Consider the following 16937-nt stretch of genomic DNA (forward strand, 5'->3'; position numbering starts at 1 on the left):
GCGTTCGCGCTCACTGGATGGTCTTTGCCTGGCGCACGCTGTCGATCAGCGAGCTGCGCAGCAGGAACTGGCGATGGCGCGCGGGATCGTCGGCGATCTTGCGCATCTCGTCCAGCGCGCGGGCACGCGCCACAGGATCCTTTTCTTCCAGGCGCTTCTTGTTGTTGATGGTCTGCTGCTGGACGAACTCGATGTTCATCTGGCGGCGGCGCCGCTCGTAGCGGTCGAACACCGATGCGTCTTCCTCGCCGCGCTCGACCGAGGTCAGCATGTCCACCAGCTCCATGGCGTCGTGGATCCCGCAGTTCAGGCCCAGGCCGCCGATGGGGTTGTTGACGTGCGCTGCATCGCCCGCAAGGAACACGCGCCCTTTGCGGAATTGGGCGGCCACGCGCTGGTGGACGCGGTAGATGTTCCGGTGCAGCACATCGTACGGATCGGCCTTGGGCAGGACGTGCGACAGGCGGCGCGCCACGGCTTCGTCGCTCAGCGCCTGCTCGTCGGTCTCGTCCACCTCGGACGGGAATACCGCGCGCCAGCGGCCCTGCATGTCGTCGCCGGAGATCTTGAACAGATTGGTCCAGGCGCCGGGGTGGGCGAGGTAGTTGCGATAGCAGCAGCCCATCAGGCGCTCGAAGTCGTCCTTGACGGTGATCACGATGAAGCGCTCGGGCCAGGTCATGCCGTCGAAGGCGATGTCCAGCGCCTTGCGGATGGTGCTGCGCCCGCCGTCGGCGCCGATCACGTAGTCCGCTTCCACTTCCTGCGCGCCGCCGGGGGTTTCCAGCGTCAGCGTGACTTTGTCCTCGGTCTGCTCCAGGGCCGTCACGCGGTGCTGGAAGTGCACGCTGGCGCCGGGGGTGGCGCGCAGTTTATCGATGCCCATGTTGGCCAGCTTGTGCTGTTCGGTCTGCACCACGAAGGGGTAGGGCGTGTCGTTCTTCAGTATCTCGTGGTCGAATTGCGCCACCAGGCTGTGCGTGGTCTGGTCCCAGAACTGGAAGTAGCGGGCGGTCAGGCCTTCGGCGGTGAAGCGGTCGATCAGGCCGACGCGGGCCACCATTTCCAGCGTGGAGCTGTGGGTGGTGGCGGCGCGCGGGCTGTCGTCGACGGTGGATTCGGCTTCGTACAGGGATACCCGGAAGCCTTGCTGGACCGCCGCGAGCGCGGCGACGACGCCGACCGGGCCCGCGCCGACGATGGCAATGTGTTTCTGGCTCATTCAATGGCCTCCGCCGGTGTAGTCCTGGGGAATGTCGCAGCGAACCACGCGCACCGGGCGGTTGCCCGCGGGCGTGTTGCGGCTCTTGCCGACGAAGCGCGGCACGCCGTCGGTGACGACGGCCGCCACCGCGGCGATGTCGCCGTTGCGCAGCGCGTCGAGCGGGTCGTTCTTGGAACCGCCCACGCAGGCGTCCAGCAGCACCACGTCGGCATCCTTGCCTTCCTGGAGGAAGCCGCTGTTGATGCCGTAGACGCGCGCGTTGTTGCCGGTGGCCGCGGCGATGGCCCATTCCACGGGCATGTCGGTCAGGCTGGCCAGGTGGGTGATGGTGTACATCATGCCCAGCGGCATGATGCCGCTGCCGGTGGGCGTGTCGGTAGCGATCAGGAAGCGGTCGAACTGGTCGGCCTTACGCACCATGTCGCCCAGCAGCAGCGTGGTGCGCAGGTTGCCCGCGGTGCAGACCTGCAGGGCGATCTCCGATTCGTACACCATCTTGGGAAAGCCCTCGTCGGGCATGGCCACCGGGCCGCCGTTGACGTGGAAGGAGACGTGCGGGTTCATCGCGATCAGGTGCTCGGCCCAGATGCCCGACGAACCGGGAATCGACGAGCCGCCGGTATGGACCGTGGTGATCATGCCGTGCTTGCGCGCCCAGCCGATGGCCTGGACGTAGTCGTACGGCGTCTTGACCGCGCCGAAGCCCGCCTTGGCCAGCCATACGCCCTGTGCGGCGATGTCGGCGAAATCCTGTTCGACCAGGCCCGGCTCGATGATGATGGAACCGGCATACACGCGCATGCCGCCCGGGCGGTAGTGCTCGAAGCAGCGCTGCGCGGCCACGGCCAGGGCCTTCACGCCGGCCGGATCCTTGGGGCGGCCGGGGGTGTGCACTTCCGATGCGGTAATGCCGGTGGTCACGCCCCCGTGCACGTAGCTTTCGAGGAAGCCGACGGTTTTCTGGCGCGGCGTGTAGTCGCCGAAGGTGTTGTGGACCTGCGAGTCGATCAGGCCGGGAATGGCAGTGGTGCCGGCGGCATCGATGACCACGTCGGCGCTTTCCACCTCGGCGCTCGACAAGGTGCCGACCTTGGTGATGCGGCCGTCTTCGGTGAGAATGCCGTCGCCTTGGGCGTACGGCTCGCGCCATTCGCCGGTGAGGATGCGGCCCAGGTTGACGATAGCCAGTTTCATCGCGTTCTCCTTGGGTGAGCCTTAGACCAGGCCGTCATGGCCCTGGACGTCTTCCAGTTTCAGTCCGCCCACGCGGGCGTTGATGCGGGCGCGGCTGGACACGGCGAAGACCAGCGCGATCTCGTCGGGCATGGGGCCGTCGGGCAGGTAGATAGTCATGGCGTTGTAGAGCGAACGCACGTAGAGCGCGTCCTTGGAGGCCAGCGGCACGTCCAGCAGGGTACCCGGCCCGCCCATCTTGGTGACCGAGGAAATCCACGCCTTGCCGCCGCCGATCTCGCGGCGCAGCGGCTCGGCCGCCGGAGTGGTCAGCAGCGCGTTGGCGTGCTCCTGTTCGCCGCCCAGGCCCACCACGCCGGCCTTGCCATAGGACAGCACCGGATGGTCGCCATAGGCTTCGCGCAGTTTGGCCGCCATCTGCGCGCCCAGCTCCGGGCTGGCCTCGATCATGGGGGACAGGTCTTCCACGTACCGGCCGGCGTAGGGGTTCTCGACAAAGGCAATGATGGCTGCCTTGCGCAGCGGCTCGCCGGCCGGCCGCCCGGCTTCTTCCAGTTTCTCTTCGACGACGGCCTGCCACCTGCGGACTTTCAGTTTCATGCGTTGCTCCTGTCGGCTGCGCGGCCCGGGATGGGGCTGCGGTGATGAATTCTTGTTGTGCTGAATGTTTGACGATGTTATTGTCATACAATACTAATGTCAATCACGATGCATCACGCGGAGGGAACCTATGCGCGGCCGTGCCATCCTGTTTTCGGAAATGACTCCTGCGCCAGAGTGGGAAGACAAGTTCAACCATTGGTACGACACCGAGCACATTCCCATCCGTGTCGGCCTGCATGGTTTCGTCAGCGCGCAGCGCTACCGGGTCGCGGACAGCCTGAACTATCTGGCCGTCTATGAAATGACGGACCTCGCCGCGCTGCGTACCGCCGCCTACCAGGCGATCAAACAGAACCCGTCCGAGGAAACGGCCTGGATGCTGCGCAACGTGACCGGCTTCACGCGCTATCTCTGCGAAGAAATCAGCTGCGCGGGCGACACCGCGCCGCAAGCCATCGACACCGCGGTGCTGTACCCCGTGTGGTTCGACGTGCCGCAGGCGCACCTGCAGGAGTTCGACGACTGGTACGAGCAGGACCACGTACCGCTGCTGCTGGAGTGTCCGCAGTGGCGCGCCGTGCGGCGCTTCGACGTGAAAGACGGCGAACCGGGGCGCTACAACCGCCTGGCGCTGCACTACCTCGACGACGCCGCCGCGCTGGAGTCCCCGGCGCGCGCCAAGGCCCGCGCCACGCCGTGGCGCGAGCGCCTGGCGGCGCAGCCCTGGTTCAAGGGCACCTATGGATTGTTTCAGCGTCACGGGGCACGGCAGCTGCCGCCGCTCTGAACCTGGCGAGAGAGGCGAGACATGGATTTGAAGATTGCACCGCGATCCGTCCAGCAGGAAACCGTCAGGCTGGTGCGCGAAGCCATCATGAACGGCTATTTCAAGCCCGGCGAGCGGCTGGTCGAAGCCAAGCTGTGCAGCCTGCTGGGCGTGAGCCGGACTTCCGTGCGCGAGGCCCTGCGGGTGCTCGCGGCGGAAAAGCTTATCGTCATCGTGCCCAACAAGGGGCCGTCGGTGGCGGAACTGAGCTGGCAGGAGGCCGAGAACATCTACCACCTGCGGGCGCTGCTCGAAGGCGAGGCGGCCGCGCTGTCGGCCCAGCGCATGGGCAAGGACGAGCTGCGCAGCATGCGCGCCGCGCTCGACGCCTTTGCCGAGGCGGTCAAAGAGCAGGATGGAGCAGCGCGCCTGTCGGCCACGGCGGATTTCTACGAAGTGATCATCGCGTGCTGCGGCAACCCCGTAATGGGCGAGGTCCTGCACGGCCTGCTGACGCGCATCAATTTCTTGAGGGCCAAGACCATGGCCAGCCCGGGCCGCGCCAAGCACAGCGTGCGCGAGCTCGACGAGATCTATGCAGCCCTGGAGCAAGGGGATGCCCGCGCGGCGCGCGCGGCGGCGGTGGCGCACGTCAAGGCCGCCGAGGCGGAAGCGCGCGACGTCTACGAGGCCATGAACCAGGCCGCATAAATGTCAATCGTCCAGCCGCTCCAGCAAGGCACCGGGCGATGTTCGTCAACCCACGCAGCGCAAGGAAGTGATATGAAGACCAAATGGCAATATCTCGCAGCCGTCGCGGCTTTGATGGCGGCAGGCAGCGCCCAGGCAGCCTGGCCCGAACGGCCGATTACTCTGGTCGTGCCTTTTGCCGCAGGCGGCAATACCGACAGCATTGCCCGTATCTCCGCGGAATGGCTGACTGCGCAGCTCAAGCAGACCGTCGTCGTCGACAACAAGCCCGGCGCGAACGGCGCGATCGCTGCCGACTACGTGGCGCGCGCCAAGCCGGACGGCTACACGCTTTTCATGGCGACCCTGCCGCAGATGGCCATCGTGCCTTACCTGCAGAAAGTCACCTACGACCCCGTCAAGAGCTTCGAGCCGGTCTCCATCGTCGCCACCAATGAGTTCGCGCTGGCGGTCAGCAAGAATTTCCCCGCCAAGACGCTTCCCGAGATGGTCAGCTACATCAAGGCGAATCCCGGCAAGGTCGCCTACGCCTCGGCCGGCAGCGGCTCGGTCAGCCACCTGACCATGGCCATGTTCGTCAAGCGCGCCGGCCTGAGCATGATCCACGCTCCGTACCGCGGCGGCGCGCCGGCGATGGCCGACGTGATCGGCGGCCAGGTGCCCATGTACTTCGGCAACGTGGCCGAGGCCCTGCCTTACTCCAAGACCGACAAGGTGAACGTCATCGCGGTGTCGGGCGACAAGCCCGCGCCGGATCTGCCCGATGTCAAGACGGTCGCCGAACAGGGCTATCCGGGATTCTCCACCCAGACCTGGAACGGCATTGCCGCGCCTGCGGGTACACCCAAGGAAGTGATAGACCGCATCGCCGGTTCGCTGGCCCAGGCGGGCAAGGACCGGGCCTTCGGCGCCAAGCTGGCCGCCATAGGCGTGGCCGTGCTCTGCAACACGCCGGAAGAATTCGCCGCCAAGCTGGTCGAAGACAACAAGATCTGGTCCGCGGCCGTGAAGGACGCCGGCGCGTCGCTGGATTGAGCCGCGGCTCGCGCCTGCGTCATCGCAGGCGGCGGCCCGCCCGGGCGTGCCGCCGCCATACGAGGCAGGCGGCGCCCCGCCTTCAGAATTTCTCGTCTTCGCGCAGATACCGCCATTGCCCCGGCGGCAGATCGCCCAGCTTGACGCCGCCTATGCGCACGCGCTTCAGGCCCAGCACCTTCAGGCCGACCAGTTCGCACATGCGGCGGATCTGGCGCTTCTTGCCTTCGCGCAGCACGAAGCAGAGCTGGTCGTCGTTCTGCCAGCGCACCTTGGCCGGAAGCAGCCGCTTGCCGTCCAGCGACAGCCCGTGATTGAGCAGCTTCAGGCTGTTGTCGGGCAGGCGGCCGGGCCGCAGGTGCTGCACGCGCACCAGGTATTCCTTGTCCACGGTCGAGTCTTCGCCTATCAGCTGCTTGGCGATGCGGCCGTCCTGCGTCAGCACCAGCAGCCCGACCGAGTCGATGTCGAGCCGGCCCGCGGGAACCAGGCTGCGCAGTTGGCTGGGCTGGAAACGGTTGGGCGAGCGGTCGCCGGTCCAGCGCGTGCTGGCCTTGACGAGCGCGACCGCGGGCTGGTAGCCGTCCTCGGCCTGTCCGCTTACGTAGCCGACCGGCTTGTTGACGAGGATGGTGACGCGGCGCGCCTGCTCCGCGCTGGCCTGGCGTTCGACCGTGACCTTCTGGTGCGGCAGGACCTTGCTGCCCAGCACCGAGACCACCGCGCCGTCCACACGCACCCAGCCGCGTTCGATCCATTCGTCGGCCTCGCGGCGCGAACAGAGTCCCAGTTCGGACATGCGTTTGGAGAGGCGGACGGGTTCGGACATCGGGCAGCGTGGCAAGGGTGGGGGGGCTGGGGACGCGCATGCCGGGCCGGCGGCGTGGGCGGCATGGCGCGGACAGGCGCTAGTGTAGTGCGAACCGCGGGGCCGGGTTGCCGGAGCGCTTCGGCGGCGCGGGTCGGGTTAATCTTCCGGTTTTGGTGAATACGCAGTCGCTCCATGAATCCCGCTGCTTCCATCTACTCCTGTTTCGACCATGCGGCCGAGGCCGCCCGGGCCATCGCGGCCGTCGATGCCTTGACCACGCGCCACGACGCCGAGCATGCGGGCACGCGGGTGCGCTGGCGGTCGGCGGGGCGCGGCAGCCCCCTGGTGCTGCTGCATGGCGGGCATGGCAGCTGGCAGCACTGGATACGCAACGTCGAGGCGCTGGCCGAACGCCATACCGTCTGGGTCCCGGACATGCCGGCCTATGGCGAATCCGGAGCGCTGCCCGATTCGGCCGGGCTGCCCCATCTGGTCGAGGTCCTCGCGCAGACCCTGGACCAGTTGGTGGGGACGGGTACGCCCATCGGCCTGACCGGTTTTTCTTTCGGCGGCGTGTGCGCCGTCCATCTGGCGGCCCGCCGCGGCCACGTGGCGCGCCTGGCGCTGCTGGGGCCGGGCGGACATGGCACGCCGCGCCGCCAGTCGCTGCCCATGGTCAACTGGCGCATGGCCTCGGGCGAAGAAGCGCTGGTGGAAGACCTGCGCCACAACCTGCGCGCGTTGATGCTGCACGACGACGCCAGCATCGATGCGCTGGCCGTCGCGGTCCATCGCCGGGCCTGCGAGACCACGCGCTTTCGCAGCAAGGCGGTGTCGCAGGGCGGACACTTGAAGACATTGCTGGACGGCATGGCCATGCCCATCCTGTTCGCCTGGGGCGAACACGACGTGACCGCCCATCCGGACCGCGTCGGCCCGTGGTGGGTGGACGGCCGTCCCGAACGCCAATGGCGGACCGTCGCCGGCGCCGGACATTGGGTGCAGTACGAGCAGGCCGCCGCCACCAATGCGCTGCTGCTGGGTTTCTTCGGCTGACGCGGGATAGGGCGGGCAGCGCGGGCCAGGCCGCCCGAGGGGTGGATGCGGGCGGGCCTCATCGGCCGGCCAGCAGCGGATAGGGATTGATCGCGCCGCCTGTTTCGTAGATGCCGTAGTGCAGATGCGGCGGCGTGTCGCGCGCGTTGCCGCTGTTGCCGACGTAGCCGAGCGGCGTGCCTGCCTGTATGCGCTGGCCGCGCGCCAGGGTGGCATAGCGCTCCAGATGGGCGTAATAGTGCATCTGCCCTCCCGGCCCCATGACCCAGACCGTGTTGCCGCCCAGCGTATTGGTGCCTATGCGCGTGACGATGCCTTCGGTGGCCGAGCGTATCGCGGTACCGCGCCGCGCGAAAATATCGATGCCCTCGTGGCGCCGTCCATCCGCACGCGGCGCGCTCCAGGTGTCGCGCAGCGAGGCCGGCCGCACCCCTTCGACCGGCACCGGCAGCCGGGCGGGCTTGGGCATAGATGCCAGCCGCATGCCGTAGAGCGGCACTTCCACCAGCGGGCGCACGATGGGCCAGCCCAGCCACAGCGCCAGCGTGGCGACGACGAAAAACGCCCCCGCGCCACGCCTTCTGCTGCGCCGGGGGGAAATCGGCGATGTGGGTTCGTCGGCCAAGGAGGTATGCCGGACATGGCCTCGCGGCCCCGCCGGTCCTGGATGGTTGGGCATGGCGGGCGTGTCGCAAGAACCACGCCCGCGGCGCCATCGTTACTTGCTCAAGCCGGTTCAGCCTGCTACGATATATTTCATGAACTCCGCTTCCACCTACTTTTACTTTTATTTTGGATTTCCGAAGCCGCTGGCGGAGGAAAGGAAGCGTCGTATCTAACGGATTCCTGCCCCAAAAAAGCCGCCAGCGTCCCTGGCGGCTTTTTTTGTGCCTGGACGAAGCGCGACGAGGGGGGCGAAACCATGAACATGCTACAGACATCATAGATATCCAGGAGAGGATCGTGTCCCACAACACCGACGACTTGCGCATTCGAGAAATCAAGGAGCTGGCTCCGCCTTCGCACCTGATGCGCGAGTTTCCCTGCACCACCGCCGTTTCCGAAACGGTCTACAACGCCCGCCAGGCCCTGCACCGCATCCTGCACGGCATGGACGACCGGATGGCCGTGGTGATCGGGCCGTGTTCCATCCACGATACCAAAGCCGCCCTGGAATACGCCCGCCGCCTGAAGGCCGAGCGCGACCGCTTCGCCGGCGAACTGGAAATCGTCATGCGCGTGTACTTCGAGAAGCCTCGCACCACCGTGGGCTGGAAAGGGCTGATCAACGACCCCGACCTGGACGGCAGCTTCAACATCAACAAAGGCTTGCGCACGGCCCGGCAATTGCTGCTGGAGATCAACGCCCTCGGCTTGTCTGCGGGGTGTGAATATCTGGACATGATCACGCCGCAATACATCGCCGACCTCGTTTCGTGGGGCGCCATCGGCGCCCGCACCACCGAGAGCCAGGTGCACCGCGAGCTGGCCTCGGGGCTGTCGTGTCCGGTCGGCTTCAAGAACGGCACCGACGGCAACATCCGCATCGCCGTCGATGCGATCAAGGCGGCCTCGCAGCCTCACCATTTCCTGTCGGTGACCAAGGGCGGCGTATCCGCCATCGTTTCGACCAACGGCAATGAAGACTGCCACGTCATCCTGCGCGGCGGCAAGGCGCCGAACTACGACGCGGCCAGCGTCGAGGCGGCGGCGCAGGACATGGCCAAGGCCGGCCTGGCGCAGCGCGTGATGATCGACGCCAGCCATGCCAACAGCAGCAAGAAGCCCGAGAACCAGCCGCAAGTGATCGACGACGTAGCGCGCCAGGTCGAAGCCGGCGACAACCGCCTCGTCGGCGTGATGGTCGAAAGCCATCTCGTGGCCGGCCGCCAGGACCTCGTCGCGGGCCAGCCGCTGGTCTACGGCCAAAGCATCACCGACGGCTGCATCGATTGGGATGCCTCGGTGCAGGTGCTGGAGCGTCTCGCCCAGGCGGTCAAGGCCCGCCGGTTGTTGGCGGCGAGTAGTAAATAACCCCCCCCTACGCGCTTACGCGCGCCCCCCAGGGGGCGAAGCGGGTGGACCGGCGGAGCCGGATCCACCGCTTCCTGGGTCTGGGTAGGGTGTCTTGGATTGACGCGGTGTGTTTTTGTGTTTTGAACGTGAAAGCTGCCGCCCCCTTGAGGGGGCCCGCGTCAGCGGGTAGGGGGTAGGCCTACCTTTTCCACAGGACTTCGGGGGCGCCGGCGTCTTGGTTGATGGTGCGGGCGAGTACGAAGAGCAGGTCGGAGAGGCGGTTCAGGTATTGGCGTACCGGGGCGTGGACGGTGTCGGTGCGGGCCAGGGCGACGACGTTGCGTTCGGCGCGGCGGCAGATGGTGCGGGCCATGTGGGCCAGCGCGGCGGCGCGGCTGCCGCCGGGCAGCACGAATTCGCGCAGCGGCGGCAGGTGGGCGTTGTAGCCGGCGAGCAGGCTGTCCAGGTGGACGACGCGCGCCTCTTGCAGCAAGGCTTGGCCCGGCATGCTCAGTTCCCCGCCCAGGTCGAACAGGTCGTGCTGGATGTCCAGCAGGTCGGCGGCGATTTCCGCCGGCAGCGCCTCGGTGGCCAGCAGGCCCAGCGCGCTGTTCAGCTCGTCCACGTCGCCGATGGCGGCGATGCGCGGGGCGTCTTTCGCCACCCGCTCGCCTCCGGCCAACCCGGTCGTGCCATCGTCGCCGGTACGCGTGGCGATGACGCTCAATCTGTTTCCCATGTCTGCTCCGGAATCGCGGGCCGCGCAGTGCCGGCGCCGCATCGCCGGCCATTGTAGTCAGGCGGGGCCGATGGCGCCCGCATAGGCCGGGCGTAAAATCCCGCTCATCATCCCTTCGCCGCCTTCGCCATGAATGCCCCAGCCTTGCCTCCTTCCGTGCGCCGCCCGGTGCCCCAGGCCTGCCTCGACGAACTGGCCGCCCATTTCGGCGAGCGCCTGTCGCTGAACGAAACCGTGCGGGCGCATCATGGCCGCGACGAATCGCCCTTTCCCGCAGTGCCCCCGGACGCCGTGCTGTTCGCCGAAAGCACGGAGGACGTCGTGGCGGCGGTGCGCGCCTGCGCCGCGCACGGCGTGCCGCTGATCGCCTACGGCTCGGGCTCCTCGCTTGAAGGCCACCTGCTGGCGATACAGGGCGGCATTACGCTGGACGTATCGAGGATGAACCGCATCCTGGCGGTGAACACCGACGACCTCACCGTCACCGTGCAGGCGGGCGTCACGCGCAAGCAGCTCAACAACGACATACGCGACACCGGCCTGTTCTTTCCCATCGACCCTGGCGCCGACGCCTCGTTCGGCGGCATGGCTTCCACGCGCGCGTCCGGGACCAATGCGGTGCGCTACGGCACCATGCGCGAGAACGTCCTCTCGCTGACCGTCGTCACCGCCGAAGGCAAAGTCATCCGCACCGCGCGGCGCGCCAAGAAATCCTCGGCCGGCTACGACCTGACCCGGCTGTTCATCGGCGCCGAAGGCACGCTGGGCATCGTCACTGAAATCACCGTGCGCCTCTATCCCCAGCCCGAGGCCGTATCGGCCGCGGTCTGCAACTTCCCCAGCGTCGACGCCGCCGTCGCCGCAGTGATCCAGACCATCCAGATGGGGATACCGGTGGCGCGGGTCGAACTGCTCGACGCCGCCACGGTCCGCGCGCTGAACCTCTACAGCAAGCTCACCCTGCGCGAAACGCCCCTGCTGCTGTTCGAATTCCACGGCAGCCCCGCCGGCGTGGAAGAACAGGCCACGCTGGTGCAGGACATCGCGCGCGACAACGGCGGCATGGACTTCGAATGGGCCGTGCACCCCGAAGACCGCAACCGCCTCTGGGCCGCGCGCCACAACGCCTACTTCGCCACCCTCCAGCTGCGCCCCGGCGCCCGCGCCTCCAGCACCGACGTCTGCGTGCCGATCTCGCGGCTGGCCGATTGCATACGCGAAACCAACGAAGACCTGGCCAAGGCCAGCTTCCCCACCTGCATGGTCGGCCACGTCGGCGACGGCAACTTCCACGTACAGATGCTGCTCGACCCCGACAGCGGCGCCGAATGGGCCGAAGCCGAAACCGTCAACCGCCGCCTGGTCCAGCGCGCGCTGCGCATGGACGGCACCTGCACCGGCGAACACGGCGTCGGCCTGCACAAGATGCAATTCATGGCCGAGGAACACGGCGAAGACGCGCTGGACCTGATGCGCCGGATCAAGCAGGCTCTCGATCCGTTGAACATCCTCAATCCCGGAAAAATCCTTCCTCCCTCCGCAAACTAGAAACCTCGCTGTGGCGTCCGAGTTCTGAGGTTGTCCGGGGAGCGGCCGCCAGCGGGGGGCATCCGGAGCCGCCGCCGAAGCGGGGTTGGACGGGGAAGCAAGGACGCAGCTGTTCGAGCGCGGCAGTAGGGACAGTCCGGGGGACTGTCCCCGCGCGAGTTCTGCGTCCGCCCCGGCCGGCCCCGCTTCGGCGGGAAGTCCCGGCAAAGCCGGGACCGGCTTCGCTGCTCCCCGCTGGCGGCCGCTCCCCGGACAGCCGGCTCAAGAACTCAAACCACACAGGGGTTTCTACCCCTATTGGCCCTATGTCGGTGCACGCTATCTTCGAGGGTCAAGGAGATGGTGCATGAACGCCCCCATAGAAATCGGGCTGGCGCCCGCCGAGGCGGATCGGCGGGTGGAGGTCGTGCGGGCCCTGCGGGAAATATTGCCGGCCCATTGCGTACTGTCGCGGGAAGAAGACACGCGGCCGTACGAATGCGACGGCCTCTCGCTGTACCGTCAGACGCCGCTGGCCGTCGCGCTGCCCGAAAACGAAGAACAGATCCGCGACATACTGCGGCGCTGCCGCCAGCTCGGCGTTCCCGTCGTGGCGCGCGGCGCCGGCACCGGCTTGTCCGGCGGCGCAATGCCGCACGCCGACGGGGTCCTGCTGGGGCTGGCCAAACTCAACCGCATCGTAAAAATAGACCCCCACACGCGCCAGGCCGTCGTACAGCCCGGCGTGCGCAACCTCGCCATCTCCGAGGCCGCCGCGCCCCACGGCCTTTACTATGCCCCCGATCCGTCCAGCCAGATCGCCTGTACCCTGGGCGGCAACGTCGCCGAAAACGCCGGCGGCGTGCACTGCCTCAAATACGGCCTGACCGTCCACAACGTCATGGCGATGCGCCTGGTCACCATAGACGGCGAGGTGCTGGAACTGGGATCGGCCGCGCTCGATGCGCCGGGACTGGACCTGCGCGCCCTGGTGATCGGATCGGAAGGCATGCTGGGCGTCGTGACCGAAGTCACCGTGCGGCTGATCCCGCGGCCGGCGGCCGCCCGCGTCGTAATGGCCAGCTTCGGATCGGTCGAGCAGGCGGGCGACGCCGTGGCCCGCGTCATCGCCGAAGGCATCATTCCCGCCGGATTGGAAATGATGGATCAGCGCGCCGTGCGCATGGTCGAGCCCTTCGTGCGGGCCGGCTACGACCTGGACGCCGCGGCCATCCTGCTGTGCGAATCCGACGGCACGCCGGAAGAAGTGGACGAAGAGATCGCCCGGGTCGAATCCGTGCTCGCGGCCTGCGGCGCGACGCGCATGCAGGTCTCGCGTTCGGAGGCCGAGCGGCTGCTGTTCTGGGCGGGCCGCAAGAACGCCTTTCCGGCGGCCGGGCGCGTCTCGCCGGACTACTATTGCATGGACGGCACCATCCCGCGCCGTTTCCTCGGCCAGGTCCTGGCCGAGATCGCCAGGATGGAGCACACGTACGGACTGCGCTGCGCCAACGTCTTCCATGCCGGCGACGGCAACCTGCACCCGCTCATCCTGTTCGACGCCAACGTGCCCGACGAAGTCGAGCGCGCCGAGCGGTTCGGCGCCGAGATCCTGGAGCTGTGCGTGAAAGTCGGCGGCACCGTCACCGGCGAGCATGGCGTCGGCATCGAAAAAATCGACCAGATGTGCGTGCAGTTCGCGCGCGAGGAACTGGACCGGTTTTTCGGCATCCGGCATGCCTTCGACCCGGCGGGGCTGCTCAACCCCGGCAAGGCGATACCCACACTGGCGCGCTGCAACGAGTATGGCCGGCAGCACGTACACGGCGGCGCGGTCCGTTTTCCCGAAATCCCCCGTTTTTGAACACTAGAACGGCCTTTCCCGTGGAAAGGCCGCTGCAGGAGGCTGGTTGCGCCCATGGATGTGCTGTTGTCCGATCTTCGTGCCCGGGTGCTGCTGGCGCATGCCGGAGGCAAGCCCCTTGCGATCCGCGGCGGCGGCAGCAAGGCCTTCTACGGCATGCCGGCCGACCACGGCGCCACGCTCGACATGGCGCCTTATGCGGGCCTCGTCGATTACCAGCCGTCCGAGCTGGTACTGACCGCTCGGGCCGGTACGAAGCTGGCGCACATCGAGGCGCTGCTTGCGGCGCAAAACCAGATGCTGGCGTTCGAGCCGCCGCATTTCGGCGGCAACGCGACCTTGGGCGGCTGCGTTGCCTCGGGATTGGCGGGGCCGCGCCGCGCCAGCGCCGGATCGGTGGGAGACTTCGTGCTCGGCGTGGGCATGCTGGACGCGCAGGGGCGGGTATTGCATTTCGGCGGCCAGGTCATGAAGAACGTGGCGGGCTACGACGTATCCAGGCTGATGGCGGGCTCGCTGGGCACGCTGGGCGTGCTCCTGGAGGTCTCGCTCAAGGTGCTGCCGCGTCCGGCGGCCGAGGCCACGCTGTGCTTCGAAATGGACGAACCGGCCGCGCTGAGGCAGATGAATGTCTGGGGCGGCCAGGCGCTGCCGGTCAGCGCCACGGCCTGGGAGGCGGTCGAACGGAGCGGGCGGCTGGTGGTGCGCCTGTCGGGCGCATCCGCCGCGGTGGCCGCCGCGCGCCGCCGGCTGGGCGGCGAGATGCTGGACGACGAGCACGCCGCCGCGTGGTGGCGGGCGCTGCGCGACCATGCGCATCCCTTCCTGGCGGAACGGCCGCTGTGGCGCCTGTCGGTGCCCTCGACCACGCCGCCGCTCGGCCTGGGGGCGACGCTGATCGAGTGGGGCGGGGCGCAGCGCTGGCTGAACGGCCCGCGCGCCGCGCAGGCGGTGCGCCAGGCGGCCCGGCAGGCAGGCGGCCATGCGACCCTGTTCCGCGCATCGTCGCCGGAGGAAGCGCGCGCCTCGGGCGTGTTCCAGCCGCTGCCGGCGCCGCTGGCAGCGATCCATCGCCGCCTGAAAAACGAATTCGATCCCGAGCGGTTGTTCAATCCCGGCCGCATGTATCCGGACTTATGAGGCCTTCCCATGCAAACCCGGCTTAGCGACGCGGCCCAGGCGACGCCCGAAGGCAGGCGCGCCGAGGCCATCCTGCGCAACTGCGTGCATTGCGGGTTCTGTTCCGCGACCTGTCCCACCTACCAGGTATTGGGCGACGAGCTCGACAGCCCGCGCGGCCGCATCTACCTGATCAAGCAATTACTGGAAGGAGAGGCCGTCACGGCCAGCACCCAGGTCCATCTCGACCGCTGCCTGACCTGCCGCAATTGCGAAACGACCTGTCCTTCGGGCGTGCAGTACGGAGAACTGGTGGACATCGGCCGGCGCATGGTCGCGGAGCGGGTCGAACGGGGCGCGGGCCAGCGCTTCGTGCGCACGCTGCTGGGGCGGGCCCTGACCTCGCCGCTGTTCGGCGTCGCGATGCGCGCCGGCCAGGCGCTGCGTCCGGTGCTGCCGCGCCGGCTGGCCGCCAAGGTGCCGGCGCGGCGGGCCGCGGGGGCCGTGCCGCGGCGGGTGCATCAGCGGCAGGTATTGATGTTGGCGGGCTGCGTGCAGCCGGCCATGATGCCGTCCATCGACGCCGCCACCCTGCGCGTGCTCGATGCCGTCGGCATATCGGCGCGCGTGGCGCACGGCTCGGGATGTTGCGGCGCGTTGCGGCTGCACCTGGACCAGCACGGCCAGGCGCTTGCCCAGATGCGCGCCAATATCGACGCGTGGTGGCCCGACATCGAGGCGGGCCGGATCGAGGCCATCGTCATGAACGCCTCGGGCTGCGGCGCGATGGTGCGCGAATACGCGCAGCACCTGCACGACGATCCGGCCTATGCCGACAAGGCACGCCGCGTGTGCGAACTGGTGCGCGACGTGGCGCAGGTGCTGGCGCCGCATGCGGCGCAGCTCGCGCCCATGCTGGCGGGGCGGCTGCCGGCGCGGACCGTGTTCCATCCTCCCTGCACGCTGCAGCATTGGCAAGGCCTGCGGCCCGCGGTCGAGGGCCTGCTCGCATCGCTGGGCTTTGCCTTGCAGCCTTTCTCCGATAGCCACTTGTGCTGCGGCTCCGCCGGCACTTATTCGGTACTGCAGCCGGCCATCTCGGGCGAGCTGCGCGACCGCAAGCTGGGCGCCATCGCGCAGGCGGATCCCGAGCTCATCCTGTCGGCCAATATCGGCTGCCTCGCGCACCTGGAGTCCGGCACGGCCACGCCCGTGATGCATTGGATCGAGGCGGTGGACCGCGCGCTGCGGCGCTGACCCTGCGCCGGCGCGCCGGTCCCGGCAAGGCCGCGCGGTGCGATGGTGTGTCTTCCCGGCCTGTGCGAGGCGCCTTTGAGCGTGAACAGGCCTTAGCCGGGCATGCCTTCCGCCACCTCGGCCTTCAGCGCTTCCAATAGCTTGGCGGCGGGTTGGGGCAGCAGCCCCTGGCGGCGCCGGAACACCATCAGCCGCCGCGCCAGCCCGACTCCCGGAACCGGCAGCGTATCGGCCAGCCCGGCCTGGCGTTCGGCCTCGTACATCGGCAGGGGCATCCAGCTCAGGAAGCCGGCGTGGACCACCATGCTCTTGATGGAAATGATGGAGCGGGTCTCGATCGCCACGTCGGGCATGGGCAGGCCGTGCGAAGAGAACAGATGCGTGACTTCGTCGAACGGCGCGGTGCCGCGCGGCGGCAGCACCCATTTGTGCGCGAGCGTGTCGCCGAGCCTGAGCCGCGCCTGGCTGCGCAGCGGGTGCGAGCAGGCGGCGAGGATGTGGCTGGCGTCGCGCCATTCGCAGTCGGGAATCATGCAGATGTCCGGGCTGTCGGGCATGGACACGCCCACTGCCAGGTCGATGTCGTAGTTCAGCAGGGCGTCGGTGAGCAGGTCGCCCACGCCTTCGACGATGTGGACCTGCAGGTTCGGCCAGCGCGCCAGCACGCGGGCGATGGCCTGCGGCAGCACGCGGCTGACCGCGCTGGCCACCGCGCCCACGCGTATGGTGCCGCGCGCCAGGCCGCGCAGCGCGTGGATTTCCTCGGTGGCCTGCTCGGCTTCGCGCTGCAGCAGCGTGGCGTGGGGCAGCAGGGCCTGGCCGAAGCCGGTCAGCACCATGCCGGTGGCATAGCGCTCGAACAGCGGCGCGCCCACGTGTTCTTCCAGCCGACGTATGGTGCGGCTCAGCGCGGGCTGGGTGATGTTGAGCGTCTGGGCGGCGCGGCCCAGCGTGCCGTGCTGGACCACGGCCAGGAACGCGGTGAGCTGGCGGATGTCGAAAGTCATGCAAAAA

16 protein-coding genes are annotated in these 16937 nt (G+C 68.2%); 9 read left to right on the forward strand and 7 right to left on the reverse strand.

The features are described from left to right. Nucleotides 1-10: 10 nt before the first annotated feature. Genes PIGHUM_RS03205 through PIGHUM_RS03215 form a run of 3 tightly spaced genes read right to left on the reverse strand, consistent with a single transcriptional unit; the run spans nucleotide 11 to nucleotide 3019 of the window. Nucleotides 11-1222, reverse strand: coding sequence for an FAD-dependent oxidoreductase (locus PIGHUM_RS03205; protein ID WP_124077813.1), 1212 nt, complete (start codon nucleotides 1220-1222; stop codon nucleotides 11-13). Continuing rightward, nucleotides 1223-2419 carry an amidohydrolase family protein gene (locus tag PIGHUM_RS03210; protein WP_124077814.1) on the reverse strand — a complete coding sequence of 399 codons (1197 nt, stop codon included), beginning with the start codon at nucleotides 2417-2419 and terminating at the stop codon, nucleotides 1223-1225. It abuts the gene before it with no gap. A 21-nt stretch (nucleotides 2420-2440) separates the two neighbouring features. Continuing rightward, the gene (locus PIGHUM_RS03215; RefSeq protein ID WP_124077815.1) at nucleotides 2441-3019 is read right to left on the reverse strand and encodes an amino acid synthesis family protein; all 579 of its coding nucleotides are present in this window, start codon (nucleotides 3017-3019) and stop codon (nucleotides 2441-2443) included. 130 nt (nucleotides 3020-3149) lie between these two features. Between PIGHUM_RS03215 and PIGHUM_RS03220 the strand changes: the two genes are divergently transcribed. From PIGHUM_RS03220 to PIGHUM_RS03230, 3 genes are all read left to right on the forward strand, one after another. Beyond that, nucleotides 3150-3809 carry a DUF4286 family protein gene (locus PIGHUM_RS03220; RefSeq protein WP_124077816.1) on the forward strand — a complete coding sequence of 220 codons (660 nt, stop codon included), beginning with the start codon at nucleotides 3150-3152 and terminating at the stop codon, nucleotides 3807-3809. A gap of 21 nt (nucleotides 3810-3830) precedes the next feature. Next, a complete protein-coding gene (locus PIGHUM_RS03225) occupies nucleotides 3831-4499 on the forward strand; it encodes a GntR family transcriptional regulator (protein WP_124077817.1) in 669 nt (222 codons plus the stop codon). 72 nt (nucleotides 4500-4571) lie between these two features. Further along, nucleotides 4572-5534, forward strand: coding sequence for a Bug family tripartite tricarboxylate transporter substrate binding protein (locus PIGHUM_RS03230; protein WP_160142129.1), 963 nt, complete (start codon nucleotides 4572-4574; stop codon nucleotides 5532-5534). Nucleotides 5535-5616: 82 nt separating this feature from the next. Here PIGHUM_RS03230 and PIGHUM_RS03235 read toward each other — a convergent pair whose 3' ends face one another. Continuing rightward, nucleotides 5617-6363: a pseudouridine synthase gene (locus PIGHUM_RS03235; protein ID WP_124077819.1), complete on the reverse strand. Its 747-nt coding sequence runs from the start codon at nucleotides 6361-6363 to the stop codon at nucleotides 5617-5619. Nucleotides 6364-6537: 174 nt separating this feature from the next. Here PIGHUM_RS03235 and PIGHUM_RS03240 point away from each other — a divergent pair, with 174 nt between their 5' ends. Further along, nucleotides 6538-7401, forward strand: a complete 864-nt coding sequence (locus PIGHUM_RS03240; protein WP_124077820.1) for an alpha/beta fold hydrolase — start codon at nucleotides 6538-6540, stop codon at nucleotides 7399-7401. Nucleotides 7402-7459: 58 nt separating this feature from the next. Here the strand turns inward: PIGHUM_RS03240 and PIGHUM_RS03245 are convergent, their stop codons facing one another. After that, a complete protein-coding gene (locus PIGHUM_RS03245; RefSeq protein ID WP_425466664.1) occupies nucleotides 7460-7945 on the reverse strand; it encodes a M23 family metallopeptidase in 486 nt (161 codons plus the stop codon). Nucleotides 7946-8364: 419 nt separating this feature from the next. Between PIGHUM_RS03245 and aroG the strand changes: the two genes are divergently transcribed. Beyond that, nucleotides 8365-9435: a 3-deoxy-7-phosphoheptulonate synthase AroG gene (gene aroG, locus PIGHUM_RS03250; RefSeq protein ID WP_124077822.1), complete on the forward strand. Its 1071-nt coding sequence runs from the start codon at nucleotides 8365-8367 to the stop codon at nucleotides 9433-9435. Between the two features lie 181 nt (nucleotides 9436-9616). Here aroG and PIGHUM_RS03255 read toward each other — a convergent pair whose 3' ends face one another. Continuing rightward, the gene (locus PIGHUM_RS03255; protein ID WP_124077823.1) at nucleotides 9617-10156 is read right to left on the reverse strand and encodes a cob(I)yrinic acid a,c-diamide adenosyltransferase; all 540 of its coding nucleotides are present in this window, start codon (nucleotides 10154-10156) and stop codon (nucleotides 9617-9619) included. A 129-nt stretch (nucleotides 10157-10285) separates the two neighbouring features. On the opposite strand from PIGHUM_RS03255, the gene PIGHUM_RS03260 reads away from it, so the two are divergent. From PIGHUM_RS03260 to glcF, 4 genes are all read left to right on the forward strand, one after another. Continuing rightward, on the forward strand, nucleotides 10286-11704 hold the full coding sequence (locus PIGHUM_RS03260; protein ID WP_124077824.1) for an FAD-binding oxidoreductase: 1419 nt from the start codon (nucleotides 10286-10288) through the stop codon (nucleotides 11702-11704). A 346-nt stretch (nucleotides 11705-12050) separates the two neighbouring features. Next, entirely contained in the window at nucleotides 12051-13547 is a 1497-nt protein-coding gene (locus PIGHUM_RS03265) for an FAD-linked oxidase C-terminal domain-containing protein (RefSeq protein WP_124077825.1), read from the forward strand. A gap of 54 nt (nucleotides 13548-13601) precedes the next feature. Further along, nucleotides 13602-14687: a glycolate oxidase subunit GlcE gene (glcE, locus tag PIGHUM_RS03270; RefSeq protein WP_124077826.1), complete on the forward strand. Its 1086-nt coding sequence runs from the start codon at nucleotides 13602-13604 to the stop codon at nucleotides 14685-14687. 9 nt (nucleotides 14688-14696) lie between these two features. Further along, on the forward strand, nucleotides 14697-15923 hold the full coding sequence (gene glcF, locus PIGHUM_RS03275) for a glycolate oxidase subunit GlcF (RefSeq protein WP_124077827.1): 1227 nt from the start codon (nucleotides 14697-14699) through the stop codon (nucleotides 15921-15923). A 92-nt stretch (nucleotides 15924-16015) separates the two neighbouring features. Here glcF and PIGHUM_RS03280 read toward each other — a convergent pair whose 3' ends face one another. Beyond that, entirely contained in the window at nucleotides 16016-16930 is a 915-nt protein-coding gene (locus PIGHUM_RS03280; RefSeq protein ID WP_124077828.1) for a LysR family transcriptional regulator, read from the reverse strand. Nucleotides 16931-16937: the final 7 nt, after the last annotated feature.

Source organism: Pigmentiphaga humi (assembly GCF_900606115.1).
Classification (GTDB): Bacteria; Pseudomonadota; Gammaproteobacteria; order Burkholderiales; family Burkholderiaceae_B; genus Pigmentiphaga; species Pigmentiphaga humi.

Excerpts from the sequence above, each read along its gene's own strand:
- PIGHUM_RS03240 (WP_124077820.1), top strand. The coding sequence starts at position 6,538 with ATGAATCCCGCTGCTTCCATCTACTCCTGTTTCGACCATGCGGCCGAG.
- PIGHUM_RS03265 (WP_124077825.1), top strand. The coding sequence starts at position 12,051 with ATGAACGCCCCCATAGAAATCGGGCTGGCGCCCGCCGAGGCGGATCGG.
- PIGHUM_RS03215 (WP_124077815.1), bottom strand. The coding sequence starts at position 3,019 with ATGAAACTGAAAGTCCGCAGGTGGCAGGCCGTCGTCGAAGAGAAACTG.
- glcF (WP_124077827.1), top strand. The coding sequence starts at position 14,697 with ATGCAAACCCGGCTTAGCGACGCGGCCCAGGCGACGCCCGAAGGCAGG.
- PIGHUM_RS03210 (WP_124077814.1), bottom strand. The coding sequence starts at position 2,419 with ATGAAACTGGCTATCGTCAACCTGGGCCGCATCCTCACCGGCGAATGG.
- PIGHUM_RS03225 (WP_124077817.1), top strand. The coding sequence starts at position 3,831 with ATGGATTTGAAGATTGCACCGCGATCCGTCCAGCAGGAAACCGTCAGG.
- PIGHUM_RS03255 (WP_124077823.1), bottom strand. The coding sequence starts at position 10,156 with ATGGGAAACAGATTGAGCGTCATCGCCACGCGTACCGGCGACGATGGC.
- PIGHUM_RS03280 (WP_124077828.1), bottom strand. The coding sequence starts at position 16,930 with ATGACTTTCGACATCCGCCAGCTCACCGCGTTCCTGGCCGTGGTCCAG.
- PIGHUM_RS03205 (WP_124077813.1), bottom strand. The coding sequence starts at position 1,222 with ATGAGCCAGAAACACATTGCCATCGTCGGCGCGGGCCCGGTCGGCGTC.
- PIGHUM_RS03235 (WP_124077819.1), bottom strand. The coding sequence starts at position 6,363 with ATGTCCGAACCCGTCCGCCTCTCCAAACGCATGTCCGAACTGGGACTC.
- PIGHUM_RS03220 (WP_124077816.1), top strand. The coding sequence starts at position 3,150 with ATGCGCGGCCGTGCCATCCTGTTTTCGGAAATGACTCCTGCGCCAGAG.
- PIGHUM_RS03260 (WP_124077824.1), top strand. The coding sequence starts at position 10,286 with ATGAATGCCCCAGCCTTGCCTCCTTCCGTGCGCCGCCCGGTGCCCCAG.
- PIGHUM_RS03230 (WP_160142129.1), top strand. The coding sequence starts at position 4,572 with ATGAAGACCAAATGGCAATATCTCGCAGCCGTCGCGGCTTTGATGGCG.
- glcE (WP_124077826.1), top strand. The coding sequence starts at position 13,602 with ATGGATGTGCTGTTGTCCGATCTTCGTGCCCGGGTGCTGCTGGCGCAT.